At 54.6% G+C, this 15,430-nt stretch carries 16 protein-coding genes and 1 tRNA gene; 5 read left to right on the plus strand and 12 right to left on the minus strand.

Features of this window, described 5'->3' with window-relative positions; genetic code table 11:
- Positions 1–262 precede the first annotated feature (262 nt).
- From CFT65_RS10795 to CFT65_RS10845, 10 genes are all read right to left on the minus strand, one after another.
- On the minus strand, positions 263–625 hold the full coding sequence (locus CFT65_RS10795) for an MbcA/ParS/Xre antitoxin family protein (RefSeq protein ID WP_172408459.1): 363 nt from the start codon (positions 623–625) through the stop codon (positions 263–265).
- A 316-nt stretch (positions 626–941) separates the two neighbouring features.
- Complete coding sequence (locus CFT65_RS10800; protein WP_172408460.1) at positions 942–1,241, minus strand: HigA family addiction module antitoxin; 300 nt, start codon at positions 1,239–1,241, stop codon at positions 942–944.
- A 12-nt stretch (positions 1,242–1,253) separates the two neighbouring features.
- Entirely contained in the window at positions 1,254–1,532 is a 279-nt protein-coding gene (locus tag CFT65_RS10805) for a type II toxin-antitoxin system RelE/ParE family toxin (RefSeq protein WP_088828222.1), read from the minus strand.
- 888 nt (positions 1,533–2,420) lie between these two features.
- A complete protein-coding gene (locus tag CFT65_RS10815) occupies positions 2,421–3,164 on the minus strand; it encodes a PEP-CTERM sorting domain-containing protein (RefSeq protein ID WP_088828060.1) in 744 nt (247 codons plus the stop codon).
- A 525-nt stretch (positions 3,165–3,689) separates the two neighbouring features.
- A tRNA-Val gene (locus tag CFT65_RS10820) sits at positions 3,690–3,766 on the minus strand.
- Positions 3,767–3,821: 55 nt separating this feature from the next.
- The gene (locus CFT65_RS10825; RefSeq protein WP_088828061.1) at positions 3,822–4,772 is read right to left on the minus strand and encodes a DMT family transporter; all 951 of its coding nucleotides are present in this window, start codon (positions 4,770–4,772) and stop codon (positions 3,822–3,824) included.
- Between the two features lie 169 nt (positions 4,773–4,941).
- The gene (locus tag CFT65_RS10830; protein WP_088828062.1) at positions 4,942–6,030 is read right to left on the minus strand and encodes a hypothetical protein; all 1,089 of its coding nucleotides are present in this window, start codon (positions 6,028–6,030) and stop codon (positions 4,942–4,944) included.
- Positions 6,031–6,132: 102 nt separating this feature from the next.
- Positions 6,133–7,203 carry a hypothetical protein gene (locus CFT65_RS10835; protein WP_088828063.1) on the minus strand — a complete coding sequence of 357 codons (1,071 nt, stop codon included), beginning with the start codon at positions 7,201–7,203 and terminating at the stop codon, positions 6,133–6,135.
- 132 nt (positions 7,204–7,335) lie between these two features.
- Complete coding sequence (locus CFT65_RS10840) at positions 7,336–7,953, minus strand: YceI family protein (protein ID WP_088828064.1); 618 nt, start codon at positions 7,951–7,953, stop codon at positions 7,336–7,338.
- A complete protein-coding gene (locus CFT65_RS10845; RefSeq protein WP_088828065.1) occupies positions 7,940–8,674 on the minus strand; it encodes a CDP-alcohol phosphatidyltransferase family protein in 735 nt (244 codons plus the stop codon). Before CFT65_RS10845 ends, CFT65_RS10840 begins: the two co-directional genes overlap by 14 nt.
- Before the next feature lie 169 nt (positions 8,675–8,843).
- Between CFT65_RS10845 and CFT65_RS10850 the strand changes: the two genes are divergently transcribed.
- The 4 genes from CFT65_RS10850 to CFT65_RS10865 are packed head-to-tail and all read left to right on the plus strand — an operon-like array spanning position 8,844 to position 13,129.
- Positions 8,844–9,851, plus strand: a complete 1,008-nt coding sequence (locus CFT65_RS10850) for a zinc-dependent alcohol dehydrogenase (RefSeq protein ID WP_088828066.1) — start codon at positions 8,844–8,846, stop codon at positions 9,849–9,851.
- A gap of 29 nt (positions 9,852–9,880) precedes the next feature.
- Positions 9,881–10,279: a 6-pyruvoyl trahydropterin synthase family protein gene (locus CFT65_RS10855; protein WP_088828067.1), complete on the plus strand. Its 399-nt coding sequence runs from the start codon at positions 9,881–9,883 to the stop codon at positions 10,277–10,279.
- Entirely contained in the window at positions 10,266–12,206 is a 1,941-nt protein-coding gene (locus tag CFT65_RS10860) for a glycosyltransferase (RefSeq protein WP_088828068.1), read from the plus strand. Before CFT65_RS10855 ends, CFT65_RS10860 begins: the two co-directional genes overlap by 14 nt.
- Positions 12,203–13,129 carry a lysylphosphatidylglycerol synthase transmembrane domain-containing protein gene (locus tag CFT65_RS10865; RefSeq protein ID WP_088828069.1) on the plus strand — a complete coding sequence of 309 codons (927 nt, stop codon included), beginning with the start codon at positions 12,203–12,205 and terminating at the stop codon, positions 13,127–13,129. Before CFT65_RS10860 ends, CFT65_RS10865 begins: the two co-directional genes overlap by 4 nt.
- A 41-nt stretch (positions 13,130–13,170) precedes the next feature.
- On the opposite strand, the gene CFT65_RS10870 is transcribed toward CFT65_RS10865, so the two are convergent.
- Positions 13,171–14,043, minus strand: coding sequence for a RibD family protein (locus tag CFT65_RS10870; RefSeq protein WP_088828070.1), 873 nt, complete (start codon positions 14,041–14,043; stop codon positions 13,171–13,173).
- A gap of 135 nt (positions 14,044–14,178) precedes the next feature.
- Between CFT65_RS10870 and CFT65_RS10875 the strand changes: the two genes are divergently transcribed.
- The gene (locus tag CFT65_RS10875; protein ID WP_088828071.1) at positions 14,179–14,421 is read left to right on the plus strand and encodes a hypothetical protein; all 243 of its coding nucleotides are present in this window, start codon (positions 14,179–14,181) and stop codon (positions 14,419–14,421) included.
- Between the two features lie 16 nt (positions 14,422–14,437).
- On the opposite strand, the gene galU is transcribed toward CFT65_RS10875, so the two are convergent.
- Positions 14,438–15,274 carry a UTP--glucose-1-phosphate uridylyltransferase GalU gene (gene galU, locus CFT65_RS10880; protein ID WP_088828072.1) on the minus strand — a complete coding sequence of 279 codons (837 nt, stop codon included), beginning with the start codon at positions 15,272–15,274 and terminating at the stop codon, positions 14,438–14,440.
- Positions 15,275–15,430 lie beyond the last annotated feature (156 nt).

Consider the following 15,430-nt stretch of genomic DNA (forward strand, 5'->3'; position numbering starts at 1 on the left):
ATATCGCGTCAGAAAAAACGACGCAGTTTGGTGTCGTTTTTGTAGCTACTTGGGACCTACGTTTCTGAAATCCAAGGTCAGCTGGTGGTCTATTAAGAAGACCAAACAGCCACGGGCGGGAAACCGTAATCAGCGCTTCAAATAAAACGGGGATGTTTAAAGAAGGGTGTGCGTGCGAAATGCTGGTACTTACTACGTTTTCTTGCGCTCACTCATATCCGCCTGCGCTTTTCTGTCAGGCGGCAAACGTGAAGAGAACCGATCAGACTAGCTGGGCATCGAGATACTGCCTGACTGCTTTCAGATTCCCCTCCAGCATAACCTTTATAGCGGCTCGTCCGTCAAAGTTCCGATTGTTTTTTCTGACCCAGGCATTAGCTCTAGCTTCATCCGGGTAGAGCGTTCTTAGGGCCTTGTAGATGCCGAGTACATAGGAAATTCGAAGCAGCACAGGATCTTCTCTCGCGGGCATCTCAGAGTTGAGCCAACGGTCAGTTGCCTGCTCATCCTCAAGGCCAAGCATTTGGCAGCGTTCCGACTGGGACAATTGCCAACCGTCTGCAACATTATTGAATAGTTTCATTGCCTTAGACTTATCCGTTGGTGAAAATATTCTGTTGTTCATGTGCGTTCCTCCCTGCACTTGGTGATGATTGTCACTGAGCTGGTAGGACTTTGCAAAACACATGGTTACTAATTTCTGGATCGCGCAGAGGCCTGAAGAAGCGTGCACAATGCGCACAACTTATTTGGGTTGTTCGACGAGCAAGATAGTGCCAAAGGGCAGGTTGCGTCGGCTTTCACAGTAATGACCATCGCAGCCACCGAAATCTCACAGAGTGCGGCCGGAATCATTGAACCACTACAGCGACGTTTATGGTCGCCTTTTACAAAGGCTTCCCTGATCGTTGTCTCTGAACGGGTATGAGAAAATAACCCAATCAGGCCGCGTGGGGGTCAACCTCTCGGGCCACTTGATCTGCCTTGCTGATCTGAGCCTGACGGAGCTCATATTCTGTTTGCAGATTCAGCCAAAACCGCTCACTGGTTCCAAAGTAGCGGGCTAACCGCATCGCTGTATCGGCCGTGATGCCGCGGTTTTCTCTGACAATTTCATTCATCCGGGTTGCCGGAACATGAAGTGCCTTAGAAAGCGAGTTCACACTCATTTCCAGCGGTTCCAGATATTCTTCCCGAAGAATCTCTCCAGGGTGTATTGGGCGCATGCCACTATGAGTCATAGCGCGTTCTCCTTAATGGTAATCAATAATTTCAACGCCTTCCGGACCATCATCGGTCCATCTGAAGCACACCCTCCACTGTTTATTAATCCGGATGCTGTGGAGGCCTTCGCGATCTCCGGTCAAAGGTTCTAGCCGGTTACCTGGTGGTGATTTCAGATCCTCCAAAACCTCGGCAGCTTCAAGCATTATAAGTTTGCGCTCTGCTGCTGCTTTGATCGCAGAAAAACGACGGGTTTTACCCGATTCAAATAAACGTTGGGTGTCCTTACATCTGAAGCTTTTGATCATGCCTTTCAAAATATAACGTTCATCGTTAAACGGCAAACTTTTGTTGATGCTAAAGAAGTACAAATTAATGGATCAGGGGGAGAAGCTGACGTTTCGAACGTGGCCTTTCGCTGTCTGAGAAGAGACGCAGTTGAACTCTCAAAATACTCATGAGCAATATGGTGGGGCTAGCGTCGCAGGCACAAAAAAAGCCAGTTCTCACAGCGGATGTAAGTAACTGACTTTCTTCGCAGGAGTGGTAGGACCACCCAGATTCGAACTGGGGACCTCTACCATGTCAAAATTGCGATATGGAGTTCGCAAATGCCTAAAAATTCGCGAAAAAATGCGAAAGTGCGACGAATCTAGCGAACGGCGCACTGTTACGCGACATCAATAGCTTACGCACTGTATATTTCGAAAGCTTCCAAGCTTACGGAGGCGGGTGAAAAGTGATTCGCGAATCGCCATTCGGTATTGTCGCTTTAGGGACAGTAACAACTGACGCTGAACCTCCTCTTTTTGGCGCTTGAGTTCGTTAAATCGGGCCGCAAGACCGAAGGACAGCAAAATCATCTCAATGGCGGAACCGACCTGCACAAATGGGGCAAAGGCACCGATTTCACGTACATGCCTGACAAAAACCTCTGGGAGTGGCGATCAGAATATTCCCTGAGGTCCATTGATGCCGGCGGCGGATTTTATGAAACGTAGCTGATCAAGAACGGGATGGACCGTATCGGTGAATGCGACCCGGCCTACAAGTGGCAATATGAGAAGAGGCTAGAGGCTATCAAGCAGAAATACGGGAACTGAGCCTGCCAGCGCGTGTTCGGCTAGCATCCCGCCGTTCAGGCTCAAAATAACCTCGCATAAGTACGGGGTTTTTATCGTAGGTTTGCTTGAGCGCTAGGCAAGTTTCTTCTTTCTGGAAAACAAAATTCCAGTCAAACCAAGAAACAGAAGGGCAAGAGATCCTGGCTCTGGTACAGATTTTACGTCTGAATAGTTAATGGCATTATTCACCATGCGACTTGAAACACCTTGAGATATTGGATCTAAGCTAAGCGCTAATGCTGTGAGCTCTGCGTTTTTAAGATCATTTATTGAGTTAGCAACACTATCAAGGTATAACGAGCTAAATGTAAGGAGTGAAACTGTCTCTCCCGCATCAACAGTTAGATCATAATACAGGTATGTAAAGGCACTGCCGAATGGTAAAAATTCCGAGTTATCAAGAGTCCATTGGTTTTTCCCAAAGGTAAAAGCCACTGCTGGGTCTCTGCCTAATTGGGTTTCATTCGTCGTGTAAGTGTAATCTGTGGTGCTACTAACATAAGGCTGATCATCAGACCCCAGATTAGTAAAATATCGAATAGTCTGATTAATCACACTGCCTGTGTTATTTGTGAATGAATCATATACGCCATAAGAAAAAATATCTTCTAGTGTGAAAACTTCGCGAGAAACAGATAATGAACCATAATTTTCTAATCTCTGAAATCCGTCATAGGCATCTCTGAGGCCATCGTTCACAGCATAAAAGCCGTTATAGAATGGTTGTGTGTTGTTGACAATTTCAGAAAGCGGTATTGGTGCCGAAATCGCCGAGCTAGATGCAAAAAGTAAGGCTGCAAAGAATAGCTTTTTCATTATTTTCTCCGTCTAATAAACGAAAAAAATAGATCAGCAAAATACATGCCGCGAATGTAAAACTCTCTGTTCTCTGGTGTTTTAGTAAAGTATGACGGCAGGATTAACCTTGTAGGTGTAAGCTATTTCGACAAACCAGCTCTTGGGCACATTGAGATATATGTGAGTGACCCTACCCCGGATTTTTCCAACTCTGGGTGGACCTAATTCGGGGTCAGGGTCAAGTACCGGACATTACTAGGAGCAGTTGGATTAAAGACTGGGGCAGGTCACATTCTCGATACCACCCTCTGAAACATTTGCGCCTAGGGTCGGATCACTACAGTAATGCTTCAGTGCGTGCTGGGGCGTCTTCCCGATTAGGGTGCAAAGAGGCGTGTTTTAGCGCCAGAGATTGCTACTTGCATACAGGCTGATTGGTCTTTTGAAGACGCGATTTGAGATGAAATGAAACACTGTATAAGAGAAGGATTTTGCGAAAACTTTGAGAAGGGCTGTGCAGAATCCACGTAACTTATTGAAAAGTGGTAGGACCACCCAGATTCGAACTGGGGACCTCTACCATGTCAAGGTAGCGCTCTAACCAACTGAGCTATGGTCCTGTGTCCTGCAACGGGGACGAAATATACTGATTCGGCCGAGGCTGGTCAACCTCTTTTATGCGGTTTTCCGCTTGCGGAGTTTTTCCTTGATCGCTTTGCTCAGCACCGCCCAGCGGTTAACGATTAATGCTGCGAAGATGAGGCCGCAGCCGGCCAGTTGGATACTGGTCATGGACTCACCAAACCAGCCTGCAGCGAACAGGGCGACCCACACCGGTTCCAGCACCAGAATTACCACGCCATGGCTGTTTGCGGACAGGCTCTGGGCGAAAGTCTGAAGCAGGAACCGACCAGCCGTGCCAATGACGGCACTGGCCACCACCCACCAGACCAATATTGGCGAAAGGTTGTTCAGGGTAGGCTGCCAGGGTTCCATGATCATGGATTCAATGAGGGTGAGCACGCCGACCGTCAGCAGCGCAATGGCCGTGAGCGGCAGGGCGGGGACCCGATGCTTTTCCACGGTCTTGCCCGCCCGGTTAATCACCGTTCTCTGGTTGGCCGCCCTGGTATTGAGATTGAAATACAGGGCGAAGATCGTCGCTGCCATAACAAAGAAAATCTGGCCAGCTTCAGGTCGGAAGCCGTTCTCAAGGGACAGCAGCGCAAGTCCGGCAACGGCAATGGGAATGGCCAGCCACGTACTCGCAGGCTGGGCTTCCTTGAACACCAGGCGGGCAATAATGGGAACAATCACGACGCCCAGGCTAGTCAGGAAGGCTCCTTCGCCCAGGCTGGTTATATGAACCAGCCCCATCACCCAGCAGGTCATTGCCGTGCCGAACACCAGGCCGACTCCCACACTTCGACGAAGTTGATCCACGCTCAGTTTCATCAGCGAGCAGCGGGCGAACAATGCGAGCACTGTGCCGGCAATCAAAAACCTGGCGGCCATGAACATCAGAGGCGGCATCAGCAGCACGGCTTCTTTGGAGAACATCCAGCTGATAGCTGCAAAGAGGGTGACAACAACCAGTAGCAGGTCGGATTTGTGGGTGTCAGACATCGGATATCGCTTGCCGGCAGTGGGTGAGTCAAACGGGAAAGCGAACCAATGTATAGTTTGCGAACTAAAAAGAAAAGATGGGTAGAACTACCAAGGTGGGGAACGGCTTGTCCTGAGCTTTTCGTTTTCGGGGTCAGATGAAATTTTCATCTGACCCCATTCGTCAGGTTCAGTTGTTCAGCGTGGTGTATACCAGATTGGACATATCCGTCTGGTCCGAGCCGGGTACCTCAATGTACCGGTCACCGGAGCCCCACCATTGCCACCAGGCGCGCTTGTTGTAGGTGCGGCTGGCGAAATCCACCTGCAACCCGTTTAGGGTGGTGTTGTTGACCACCGGCACCGAGATATTGCCGGTCTCGGAGCCGAGGACGCCGCTGTGGGTGACGCCTTCGTTCATCAGTACCGGATAGTGGTTGAAGTACAGAGCGGCCGGGCCATTCTGGCTCGTTACCTTACCCGCCAGGCTGATGCTGGAGGAACAGGAATCAATGCCGGCAGCGGAGGTAGCACCACAGGCCGAGTGGGTGGGTACTACGCCATCGTCGGTCCCTGCGATGAACGGCTTGGTGATACCGCCATAGGACGAGCCACCGGCCACGAAGCGCAGCCTGGGGATTGAATTAGGGCTCACCGCCAGGTTGCGCGCTGCGTTGGTCTGCAGGTCGTTTACCACACCCAGTTTGCCCGGCTCTGGTTCAATGCCTGTGAAGGCTTCAACAGCCGCCCGGAGGGGCCAGTTGTACCAGCTGTCATTGTAGGCAAGGCTCAATGCCAGGTTGGCCAGTTCAGTACCACCGCCTGCGCCTGAGTAATCCAGGGCTGCCAGGATCTTCAGGGGCTGAAGGCCCTCGGACTGAAGCCAGCGGGCCTGGTTTTCCAGTAGATAACGGGTAACCAGATCGCCGGTGGAGTGGGAAACGACAATACAGTAGTTGTCGCACAAGCCTTGCTGACTGATCTGCCGCATCTGTTCATAGGCTTGTTGGGCAATGCCACCTTCAACTCGCCTATCACTGCCCCAGTCGATACGGGCCTCGGCCCGGGAAAGCCAGAAGGTGCGCCAGTAGTCCTCGCCGGCGTTTTTCACGTCCTGGAGGTTAGCGGGAGGATTGGCCAGGTCGTCCTGCTGGAAGCCGTGCACCAGGATCACATTGTGTCCGGCCAGCTGGGCCTGGGCGGTGCCGGCAAACAGGCTGCCTGTTATAGCGACCGCCAGGGCGGCCTTACAGGCACTTCTGATCTTTGTTGTTTTCATAGTTGCTCCGTCTTTGCTGATTTATTGTTGTCAAAAGACGTTTATCCGCCATTTGGGGCGGTACAGACCGGCGTTAGCCGGCGCAGAGCCTGCGCCCTGCCATCAGAACTTGTCGGCAAGCTGCCGGAGCAGAGCCGCCCGTTGTTCCGATTCGGGATCCACCGCCGGGGTATCGGTAAGACTGTCGAGATCCGGAGGTGTGAACGCGTAGCCCTCGTCGGGGCCGAAAGCGTAATTGGTCCGGTCACCTGGCCTGGCTGGAAGTTGGCGAATCTGCAGGTTTTTCAGCTGCAGCTGACCGTCCACCGTTTGGTTGGCCAACACCGTGCCGTGCGCCTTCAGATTGATCGTGTTCGAGGTGTTGTCCAGCCTCTTCTCAATCTGCAGCTGGGCAACCGGACGCTGGCCGACGAACAGCTGTGCCGAAAGGGCGTAATAGCCGGAGTCTTCAGGGGAGAACCGAACGGGAATAATCAGGTTGTTGCCTTGGATACGGGCATCGCCGAGCCCCTCGAATTCTCCCAGATAAGGCTCAATAGCCATTGTTGAGACATGGCGAACCGGCTTGCCATCAAGCCGGGCTTCGACGATAAGGCGGTATTCACCTGCTGCATGGTCGGCGGACAATGTACCCTCGAAGTAACCGGGCGAGCCGGCTTCCTCCAGAGTGGTGCTGGCGAGGGCATCCCGGCTATCCGGCCTCTCCAGAGTGGCAGAAAGCGTGCGACCAACGATCTGAGAACCCTGGATAGCTGCCGCAACAAGAATTCGTTCACCGGCTGTAAACCGGTATTTCTCTAGGGTGACGGTAAACTGCCCATCGCCTTCCAGTGGCAGGCTGACCGGCTCGTAGTAATTGCCACGGTAAGCGTTGGCCTGTTCCGAGCTGAGAGGCACAGACCACGGCGGGTATTTGATGGATTCGGCGTATTGATCGGCAACACTGGCCAGCATGAAACCCAGGGCGCTGTCCGACGGTGGCTCCGGCTCACCTGCGGGATCGGCTGACAGCTGCTTTGCCGACACTGCGTTTCGGGCGGTCGCTGTCTCGCCTGAGTTCGCCACGTTCGTAAACCAACTGAAATCGGAGTGGTTGTCAGCGGAAAGAAAATACCCCGTGGCAACCACACCAGCGGTTACGAGTGTCAGAAGAATAACAACCTTACCCGACATGCGGCAGGTCCCTTGATTATTGTTGTAGCTTTAAAGATAACGGGATTTACGCCGCACCCCAAAAATCCGGGCTCTTTGTGTAACAGAATGTGTCCGTGTTGTGCGGCGGGTCACATTCCAATTACCCAGACATCAGAAAAAGCCGGATTCCCGAATGGCCTCAAAACCAAAGTGCAGTTTGACTTCATCACCGACCATCGCGCCATCAAGGCCGTAGGTCATCCCCCATTCACTGCGTTTCAGCGTGGTGGAGGCACTGATGCCCAGCGTGTATTCCTCATGACCAAAAGGGTAGACGTCAGCCTTGTTGAGGGTCACATCCAGCACCACGGGCCGTGTCTGGCCAAGTAACTCCAGATCGCCCGTTACTTTGCCAGTGTTCTCGCCGGTAGTTTCGAAGTCGGTAATAGTAAAGGTAATCTCCGGATACTCGTCGGCGTCGAGGAAATCCTCGTTGCGAACGTGTTCGTCACGCTTCTTGTGGTTGGTGTACACACTGTCGCTCTGGAACACCAGCTGTCCGGATTCGAGCTCCCTGGCTTCCTCGTCATAAACGAACTGGCCCTCGACTTCACGGAACATGCCCATCACCGGGGCGTAACCGATATGCATGATCTCGAAGAACATCGAAAAGTGTTCGTCATCGACGACAAAGTTCTGCGGCTCGGCCATGGCTGCCGGGCTCAATGCGAGTGCCGCAGGCAGGGCAATGGCAGAGCGGGTGAGGGTTTTCCGATTAATGAACATCATTGGGATGTCTCCTCTGATAAAGCCAGTGAATATCCAGGAAAAACGACCACACAAGCAGTGCGAGAGCAGTTGCAAGCGTGATACTGGCGAACAGCGCATTGACCGGCGGCAACACGGCCACCAGCAGGGTAACGATCTGCCAAACGCAAACCGTCTTGCGTCTGAAACTCTCAGGCAGCGGGGCGTTCAGCCAATCGAGGAAGTGACTCGCAGCAACGAAGGCATAGCGAATAAGGCCCAGGGCCAGAACCCAGGGACCGGCCTTGCCCAGCGCCAGGGCAGCAACACTGAGGCCGAGAATAAACAGGGCATCCAGTTCCATGTCGAAGCGGGCGCCAAATTCGCTCTGGGAGCCGGTGGCTCGCGCTACTTTGCCGTCTACGCCATCGAGAACCAGCGCCAACAAAGCCATCCAGCCATAAAGCCAGAGGCTGTCAGTCAGTTGGTCGGCGAATGGGGCCAGAGCTACCAGTACTATTATCAGGCAACCCCTCAGGAGAGTTGCCCGGTTTGCCCAGCCGAAATCCCGGGCTTCGGGCCAGGCGCGGATAACAAGGACAGAAACGCTCAGGTACAGTGCTGTTGTCAGCAAATAGAAAAGCCCTGGCGGGGTGGTCAGCCAGCCTGTGGCCAAACAGAGCAGAGCGACAAGACCAAAACCCCAGGTGAGGTCCAGTGGCAGGGGAATCCTGTGGGAAGCTGAATGGCCGTTAGAATCCATCACTGAACTCCAGCGTATAGGTTTGCAGACATCAAACACCCCGGATGCGCTGTACACTGACTATAGTTGATATGTCTGATTGTGCGTACGAGCATTGACCGCGTTCAGACCTGAAGGTTCAGCCCGGGAAGGACCTCGAACAGATACTGTGAAGAGAAAGGAGTTCCCATTGCAACGCGATTCTGATGTTCCGGATACGAAGACAATGGCCCGGGCCTGGTGGGTAACCGGCGCTGGCAAGGGCGAGATTCAGGAAACACCGCTTGAGCAGCCGGGTGGTGAAAAGGAAGAAGAGCTGGTCACTGTTCAGGCCCTCTATTCCGGCATCAGCCGGGGTACCGAATCACTGGTTTTTCATGGCCGGGTCCCCAGGAGTGAATACTCGGCAATGCGTGCACCTTTTCAGGCGGGGGATTTCCCCTGGCCGGTGAAGTACGGCTACGCCAACGTTGGCAAGGTTGTGGAAGGGCCTGCCGAGTTAATGGGGCAAACGGTGTTCTGCCTGTATCCGCACCAGAATTGCTACCGAGTGCCGGCGTCGGCGGTAACGCCTTTGCCGAGAGACTTGCCCGCCGCGCGAGCAATCCTTGCGGCCAATATGGAAACCGCGGTCAACGGCCTCTGGGATGGAGCGCCAGCGGTCGGTGATCGGATTGCCGTGGTTGGTCTCGGTGTGGTTGGTCTGCTCGTCGCCTGGCTGGCCAGCCGTATCCCGGGAACCCGTGTTACCGCAATCGACACGAATCCAGAAAGACAGGCCGTTGCCGAACAACTGGGGCTGACCTTCAGCAGCGAATCCGGCGCCGATGATCACGACCTGGTGATCCATGCCAGTGGCCACCCGTCGGGCCTGGAGACCGCCCTTGAGCTGGCGGGGCAGGAGGCGACCATTGTGGAAATGAGCTGGTACGGTGATCAGCTGGTATCTGCACCTTTGGGGGCCGCATTCCACCCGCGGCGCCTGACCCTGAAATCCAGTCAGGTGGGCCAGATTGTGCCCTCCCGAGTCCCACGATGGGGCTATCGCAAACGCCTGGCGCTCGCGTTGGAATTGCTCCAGGACGATGCACTGGATGCGCTGATTACCGGCGAGTGCAAGTTTGATGATTTGCCAAAGTCCATGGCACGAATTCTGATTGATGGCCGGGAGACTCTCTGCCATCGCGTTGTTTATTGATTATCCAAATTACCTGCTAAGGAGAGACTATGTTCGGTTTGACGGTCCGGGACCACATGATGATTGCCCACAGCTTCAATGGAGAGATCTTTGGTCCTGCGCAGAAGGTGCATGGTGCCACCTATGTGGTGGACGTGACTTTTGAGCGTCACCAACTGGATAAAGACGACCTGGTGGTCGACATCGGCCTGGCTTCCGAGCTTCTTAACAACATCCTCTCCGAATTCAATATGCAGAACCTGGACGAGCTGCCGGAACTGCGTGGCCGGAATACCACCACTGAGTTCATGGCTAAACTGGTGTTCGATCGTATGGCGGCAGCCATTCATGGTGGCCGGCTGGGTGAGACAGGGAAAGGGATTGTCAGCCTGAAAGTCACCCTCTCTGAATCCCACATTGCCTGGGCCAGCTACCATGCCGGAATCTGATGCACCGGGTTCCGTCGAGTTTCTGGTTCCGGGCGATCCGGAGCAGAATACCGGCGGCTACCGGTATGTCCGCAAGCTGGTTGAGGCGCTTTGCGAGGTCGGTGTTGTGGCCCGGGTAAGTGGTTTACCGGGGCAGTTTCCGCGCCCGGACAAGGTTGCCCGCAACGCGATGGATCAAAAACTTGCGAGCCTGCCCGATGGCACCTCTGTTTTACTCGATGGCCTTGCCATGGGTGGCCTGCCGGGAATCGTCGAAAAGCATTCCCAGCGCCTGAATCTGCTTGCTCTTGTACATCACCCCCTTGCTGACGAAACAGGCATCGGTGAAGCCGACAGGCAGTGGTTTTTTGATTCTGAAAAGCGGGCGCTCGGGTTTGTGAAGGGTGTTATCACCACCAGCCGACACACTGCCGACCGTCTGGCGGATTACGATGTGCCGGCCGAGGCTATTCGGATTGCTGAGCCGGGTGTTTCCAGAGCCAAGAACCCGAAAGTCCGAAACGAAACTCCTGAAAACAATGGGCCCCACATTCTCTGTGTCGCCCACCTGTCACCAAGAAAAGCCCAGCACCAACTGGTGAAAGCGCTGGAAAGTCTCATCAGCTTCCCTTGGCAGTGTACGCTGGCAGGATCTGACAGTCGTGATCCACAATACAGCCAACAGGTGCGTCGGGCGATTGCAGAAGCCGGCCTGGGAGACAGGATTCAACTGGTCGGTGAAGTGGACGAGACCAGCCTTGCCGATCTCTACCAGCAGGCTGATTTCTTTGTACTGCCGTCGCTCTACGAGGGCTATGGCATGGTGATTGATGAGGCGTTGGCCGAGGGGCTGCCCGTCATTTCCTCTGATGGCGGTGCCCTTGCCGCAACCTCAGCGAGACCGGGGGTGGTTCAGTATTGCGTCGGCGATGTCAGGGCCCTCCAGGCCCGTATCAGGAACTGGCTGGAACATCCGGATCAGTTCGAGCATTGCCGCAAACTTGCCGCCAGAGAATCCAGGCGGATTCGCTCATGGGCTGATACCGCCAGGGACGTTAGCGAGGCGTTGCGATACTTCCGGGGGCTTCCTCCCCACCTGCACCAGCATTCTGAATTCGAGAGCGACTGGCTGGCGGCCCGGGAGGCAGCAGACCATCGTGCGCGCTCAAGGGAATTGACCGATGAGCTAAACCAGTGGCTTCTCAGTCACTACGAAAGCCTGCCGCCTGAAAGCCATTGCCCGATGCAGATTGTCGACATTGGCACCGGCCGTGGCTCCAACGCCCTGTTCCTGGTCCCTCCGTTGCAGGTGCCTCAAAGCTGGCTGGCTCTGGATCAGGATGCTGCGCTACTGCGCGAGGCCCGACAGCGGGTGGAATTACTGGATGTGCCATTTGAAACCCGAACCGTGCAGTTGTCGCCAGAGAATATGGAGCAACATCTGCCTGCCCAGCTTGCCCTTGTTACGGCATCAGCACTGATTGATCTTGTTTCAGAACCGTGGCTGAAAGCCCTCAGCCAGGCGGCGTCGCGCAGGAACGCAGCGATGCTGATCGTGCTGAGCTATGCAGGGCATTTTGAATTGTCCCCTGGTCATCCCGACGATGAGCTGCTTCAGACTCTGGTGAATCAACACCAGCACGCCGACAAGGGTACCGGTGCGGCGCTTGGGCCGGACGCCCCGATCGTTCTTAAGGACCTGCTTCAAGCGGAAGGTTACCGGGTTAAATTGGCGGAATCCCCCTGGTCTTTAAGCAGCGAGGATCAGGCGTTGGCCAGGATGCTCATGCAGGGCTGGACCGAGGCGGCCATCGAGCAGTCTCCGGCAGACAGAGACCGACTGACCCTCTGGCTGGAAACCCGGAACCGTCAGTTGTCTGAGGGCAAACTGAAGGTTGTGGTCCGGCATCTGGATCTGCTGGCATTGCCACCCGGGGAGCTGCCTTGACGGAACTGCGTCAAAAGCGGGTACGGCTGGCGGTCAGGTGGTTGTTCACTGTATTGATCATCGGATTCGTTATCCGCTCCGTGGATGCGAGCGCGCTCTGGCAGGAGCTCGCCGGTTTTTCTCCGTATGTTCTGGTACCTGCCCTGGTGCTCACGGTCGTTCAGGTGGCACTCTCTGCCTGGCGTTGGCGTTACACCGTAGAGAGGCTTGGATTACCTCTCGACTATGGCGTTGCCGTCCGGGAATACTATCTGGCCACGTTTCTCAACCAGGTTCTGCCAGGTGGCGTCCTTGGTGATGTAAACCGGGCATGGCGCCATGGAACGGGAGCCGGCGAACGTCTCTCAGCCGTCCATGGGGTGGCCATCGAGCGTTTCTCGGGCCAGTTGGTGCTGGTGGTGGTTGCCATTTCTGTCGCTTGGCTTCTCGCTTCCGGGCAGCTGACTACTGGTCATTGGAATGGTGGGTTGTGGCTCGGTGTCGGTATTCTCTTTGTTGTCGTCGCTTTTTGGCTCGCACTGAAAGTGGGGATTGCAGATTACCTGCAGCGCCTGCGGCGCGATCTGTATCTGTCGTTGTTGAACCGCATGGTGTTGCCGGTTCAGATTGGCTCTTCGTTAGTGGTGTTGGCGACCTATCTTGGGGTATTCCTCTGCCTCGCCTGGGGGGCGGATTATCTCGATACAGCGGCATCGGTGGCCATCATTGCCGGCCTTGGCAGTATTCTCCTTCTGAGCATGGTCATACCGCTAACGGTTGCCGGCTGGGGTATCCGGGAGGGCGCCGCCGCGGTGCTCTGGCCTATGGCCGGATTGCCTGCGGAGCAGGGGGTGGCGCTGAGTGTGGGGTATGGGGCGTTGGTGTTGATTTCCAGTTTGCCCGGAATGGTTTTTTTGTTCACTGGCCGGCCGGAGAACGGGTAAGTTCGGATTGTTTGTCGGATTACGCCTTTGGCTAATCCGACCTACGTGTCACGGGAAAAATCGAGGTCGAAGAGCATATCGCTGCCGAGGTTTATAAGCTGCGCCCGCGGCCGCAAGGCATCATCCAGAAAGTCGATCTCGGGAAGCGAGAAGGCTGGTCTGCCGCTGCCGATGATCATGGGCGCGACCATCACATGTAGCCGGTCCAGCAAGCCTGCGTTGAGAAACGAGGAGACGGTGACGCCGCCCCCTTCCACGAATAACTTTTTCAAACCGAAATCCGCCAGAACCTGAACGATCAATTTTGGATCAACGGGTTGCTCAGCGTCCGCGTCCCCAAGACAGGGAATCTCGGTAACACCCGGACCGATAGACGGGTTCTCGCTTTTCTCGTACTGGCCAGCCACCAAACGTAGGGTGGGGGCTTCACCGTCGGTAAACAGGTGATGGCTGTCCGGTACGCGATGGTGACGGTCAATAACCACACGTACCGGGTTGCGACCGCTGGTGCGGCGTACGGTCAGGCGGGGATTATCGGTGGAGGCAGTGCCGGCACCCACGATGACCGCATCGGACACCGCGCGGATCCGGTGTAGATGGGTAATCCCGTCGTCGCCGTTGATGAAACGGGAGCGGCCGGTCACCGTCGCAATCCGCCCGTCGAGGCTCTGGCCCAGTTGGCCGATGACTTTGGGGCGACCATCATCTGGCACGGGTCGACACAGGGGAAGAAACACCGAGAGCAGATCCTTCGCCTCGCCAGTGGCCGGTTGCATCAGGTGCCAGGCACCGTGGCCATTGAGTTTTACTGCTTCTTTGTCAGTTCCCGGCAATGGCAGTGTCACATTGCTGCGGTTAACTGCGCTAAGTACCAACTCCCATGCCGAGTCGATATCCAGTGTTCTTGCCACCATAAATAGCCTGTTGGGTTGTTGCCATCTTCAGTATAGGCAGATTGTGTGCAAAGCTATATGTACGTTACATTTCCGGATCGATTCACTTCGCAGGGCATTATCGGGACAAGCATCCCGATTTGGATGACGAGGTAAATGGCCATGCAACATGCGCAACCCATTCAGCACTGGGAGCCAGAAAAGCCTGAGGACCATGGGCAACTTGAGCTGCCCGGTATTGCCCTGGATAAGAGCGACGAACTTCTGGAGTCGCTGGATGAGCTGGAACAAGTCCTCGAGAAGGTCCAGCTTACTACGGAAGAAGCGGAGCTTCTTCGCCGGTTCCGCAGGACAAGTATGGAAAACCGGCGAATGATTCTGCAAATCCTGGGCAGCTGATCTTGCCCCGGGTTTCTTATTTGCCTTTCTTGTAAATATTTTCGTAGACGTAGTTGGTCGCTTCCACAAAGCCATCAATGCTGCCGCAATCGAACCTGCGCCCTTTAAACTGATAGGCCAGCACGCAACCGTTTTTCGCCTGTTCGAGAAGGGCATCGGTAATCTGGACTTCACCATTCTTGCCCGCCGGGGTCTTCTCAATAATCTCGAAAATGTCCGGCGTAAGAATGTATCGCCCAATGATAGCGAGGTTGCTCGGGGCATCTTCCGGGGCTGGTTTTTCCACCATGTCGGTGATTCGATAGAGGCCATCTTTCATGGATTCACCGGCAATCACTCCATACTTGTGAGTTTCGTCAGCCGGTACTTCTTCAATCGCAACAATTGAGCAGCGGAACTGATTATAAAGTTTAACCATCTGCGCCATTACGCCGTCTTCACCTTCGGGGCCAATGCAGAAGTCATCCGCCAGCACTACCGCGAACGGGTTGTCACCCACCAGATTCCGACCGGTCAGAATGGCGTGGCCCAGGCCCTTCATCTCATTCTGCCGGGTAAAGGCAAAACTGTTGTGATCAATGAGGTCTCGGATGGAGGTGAGCAGCTCTTCCTTGCCAGAGCCGGCGATCTGTTGTTCGAGCTCGTAGCTGATGTCGAAATGATCTTCAATAGCCCGCTTGCCCCGACCAGTTACGAAGCCAAATTCATGAATACCGGCTTCCGCGGCTTCCTCAACGCCATATTGAACCAGAGGTTTGTTCACCACCGGCAGGATTTCCTTGGGCATCGCCTTGGTGGCCGGAAGAAAACGGGTGCCGTAGCCGGCGACGGGAAACAGGCATTTTTTGATCATATCGTTCGTCCTTTGATGGTCGGTTTCACGGCCTGTGGGCTGCTCAACGCATCTGCGTAAGCCAATCAATAATTGTTCTATCACAAAGTGTGCCGAGTTTACCCAAGTTGTAACGACAAATGCAGGGGAGTGTGGAAAATTGTAAGTTTTAGCAAA

The organism is Marinobacter sp. es.048, from assembly GCF_900188435.1.
Taxonomy (GTDB): domain Bacteria; phylum Pseudomonadota; class Gammaproteobacteria; order Pseudomonadales; family Oleiphilaceae; genus Marinobacter.

What these genes read in the sequence shown, in the direction of transcription:
- CFT65_RS10860 (WP_088828068.1), top strand. Translation starts at nt 10,266, where the DNA reads ATGCCGGAATCTGATGCACCGGGTTCCGTCGAGTTTCTGGTTCCGGGC.
- CFT65_RS10800 (WP_172408460.1), bottom strand. Translation starts at nt 1,241, where the DNA reads ATGACTCATAGTGGCATGCGCCCAATACACCCTGGAGAGATTCTTCGG.
- CFT65_RS10870 (WP_088828070.1), bottom strand. Translation starts at nt 14,043, where the DNA reads ATGGTGGCAAGAACACTGGATATCGACTCGGCATGGGAGTTGGTACTT.
- CFT65_RS10835 (WP_088828063.1), bottom strand. Translation starts at nt 7,203, where the DNA reads ATGTCGGGTAAGGTTGTTATTCTTCTGACACTCGTAACCGCTGGTGTG.
- CFT65_RS10830 (WP_088828062.1), bottom strand. Translation starts at nt 6,030, where the DNA reads ATGAAAACAACAAAGATCAGAAGTGCCTGTAAGGCCGCCCTGGCGGTC.
- CFT65_RS10825 (WP_088828061.1), bottom strand. Translation starts at nt 4,772, where the DNA reads ATGTCTGACACCCACAAATCCGACCTGCTACTGGTTGTTGTCACCCTC.
- CFT65_RS10840 (WP_088828064.1), bottom strand. Translation starts at nt 7,953, where the DNA reads ATGATGTTCATTAATCGGAAAACCCTCACCCGCTCTGCCATTGCCCTG.
- galU (WP_088828072.1), bottom strand. Translation starts at nt 15,274, where the DNA reads ATGATCAAAAAATGCCTGTTTCCCGTCGCCGGCTACGGCACCCGTTTT.
- CFT65_RS10795 (WP_172408459.1), bottom strand. Translation starts at nt 625, where the DNA reads ATGAACAACAGAATATTTTCACCAACGGATAAGTCTAAGGCAATGAAA.
- CFT65_RS10875 (WP_088828071.1), top strand. Translation starts at nt 14,179, where the DNA reads ATGGCCATGCAACATGCGCAACCCATTCAGCACTGGGAGCCAGAAAAG.
- CFT65_RS10815 (WP_088828060.1), bottom strand. Translation starts at nt 3,164, where the DNA reads ATGAAAAAGCTATTCTTTGCAGCCTTACTTTTTGCATCTAGCTCGGCG.
- CFT65_RS10855 (WP_088828067.1), top strand. Translation starts at nt 9,881, where the DNA reads ATGTTCGGTTTGACGGTCCGGGACCACATGATGATTGCCCACAGCTTC.
- CFT65_RS10845 (WP_088828065.1), bottom strand. Translation starts at nt 8,674, where the DNA reads ATGGATTCTAACGGCCATTCAGCTTCCCACAGGATTCCCCTGCCACTG.
- CFT65_RS10805 (WP_088828222.1), bottom strand. Translation starts at nt 1,532, where the DNA reads ATGATCAAAAGCTTCAGATGTAAGGACACCCAACGTTTATTTGAATCG.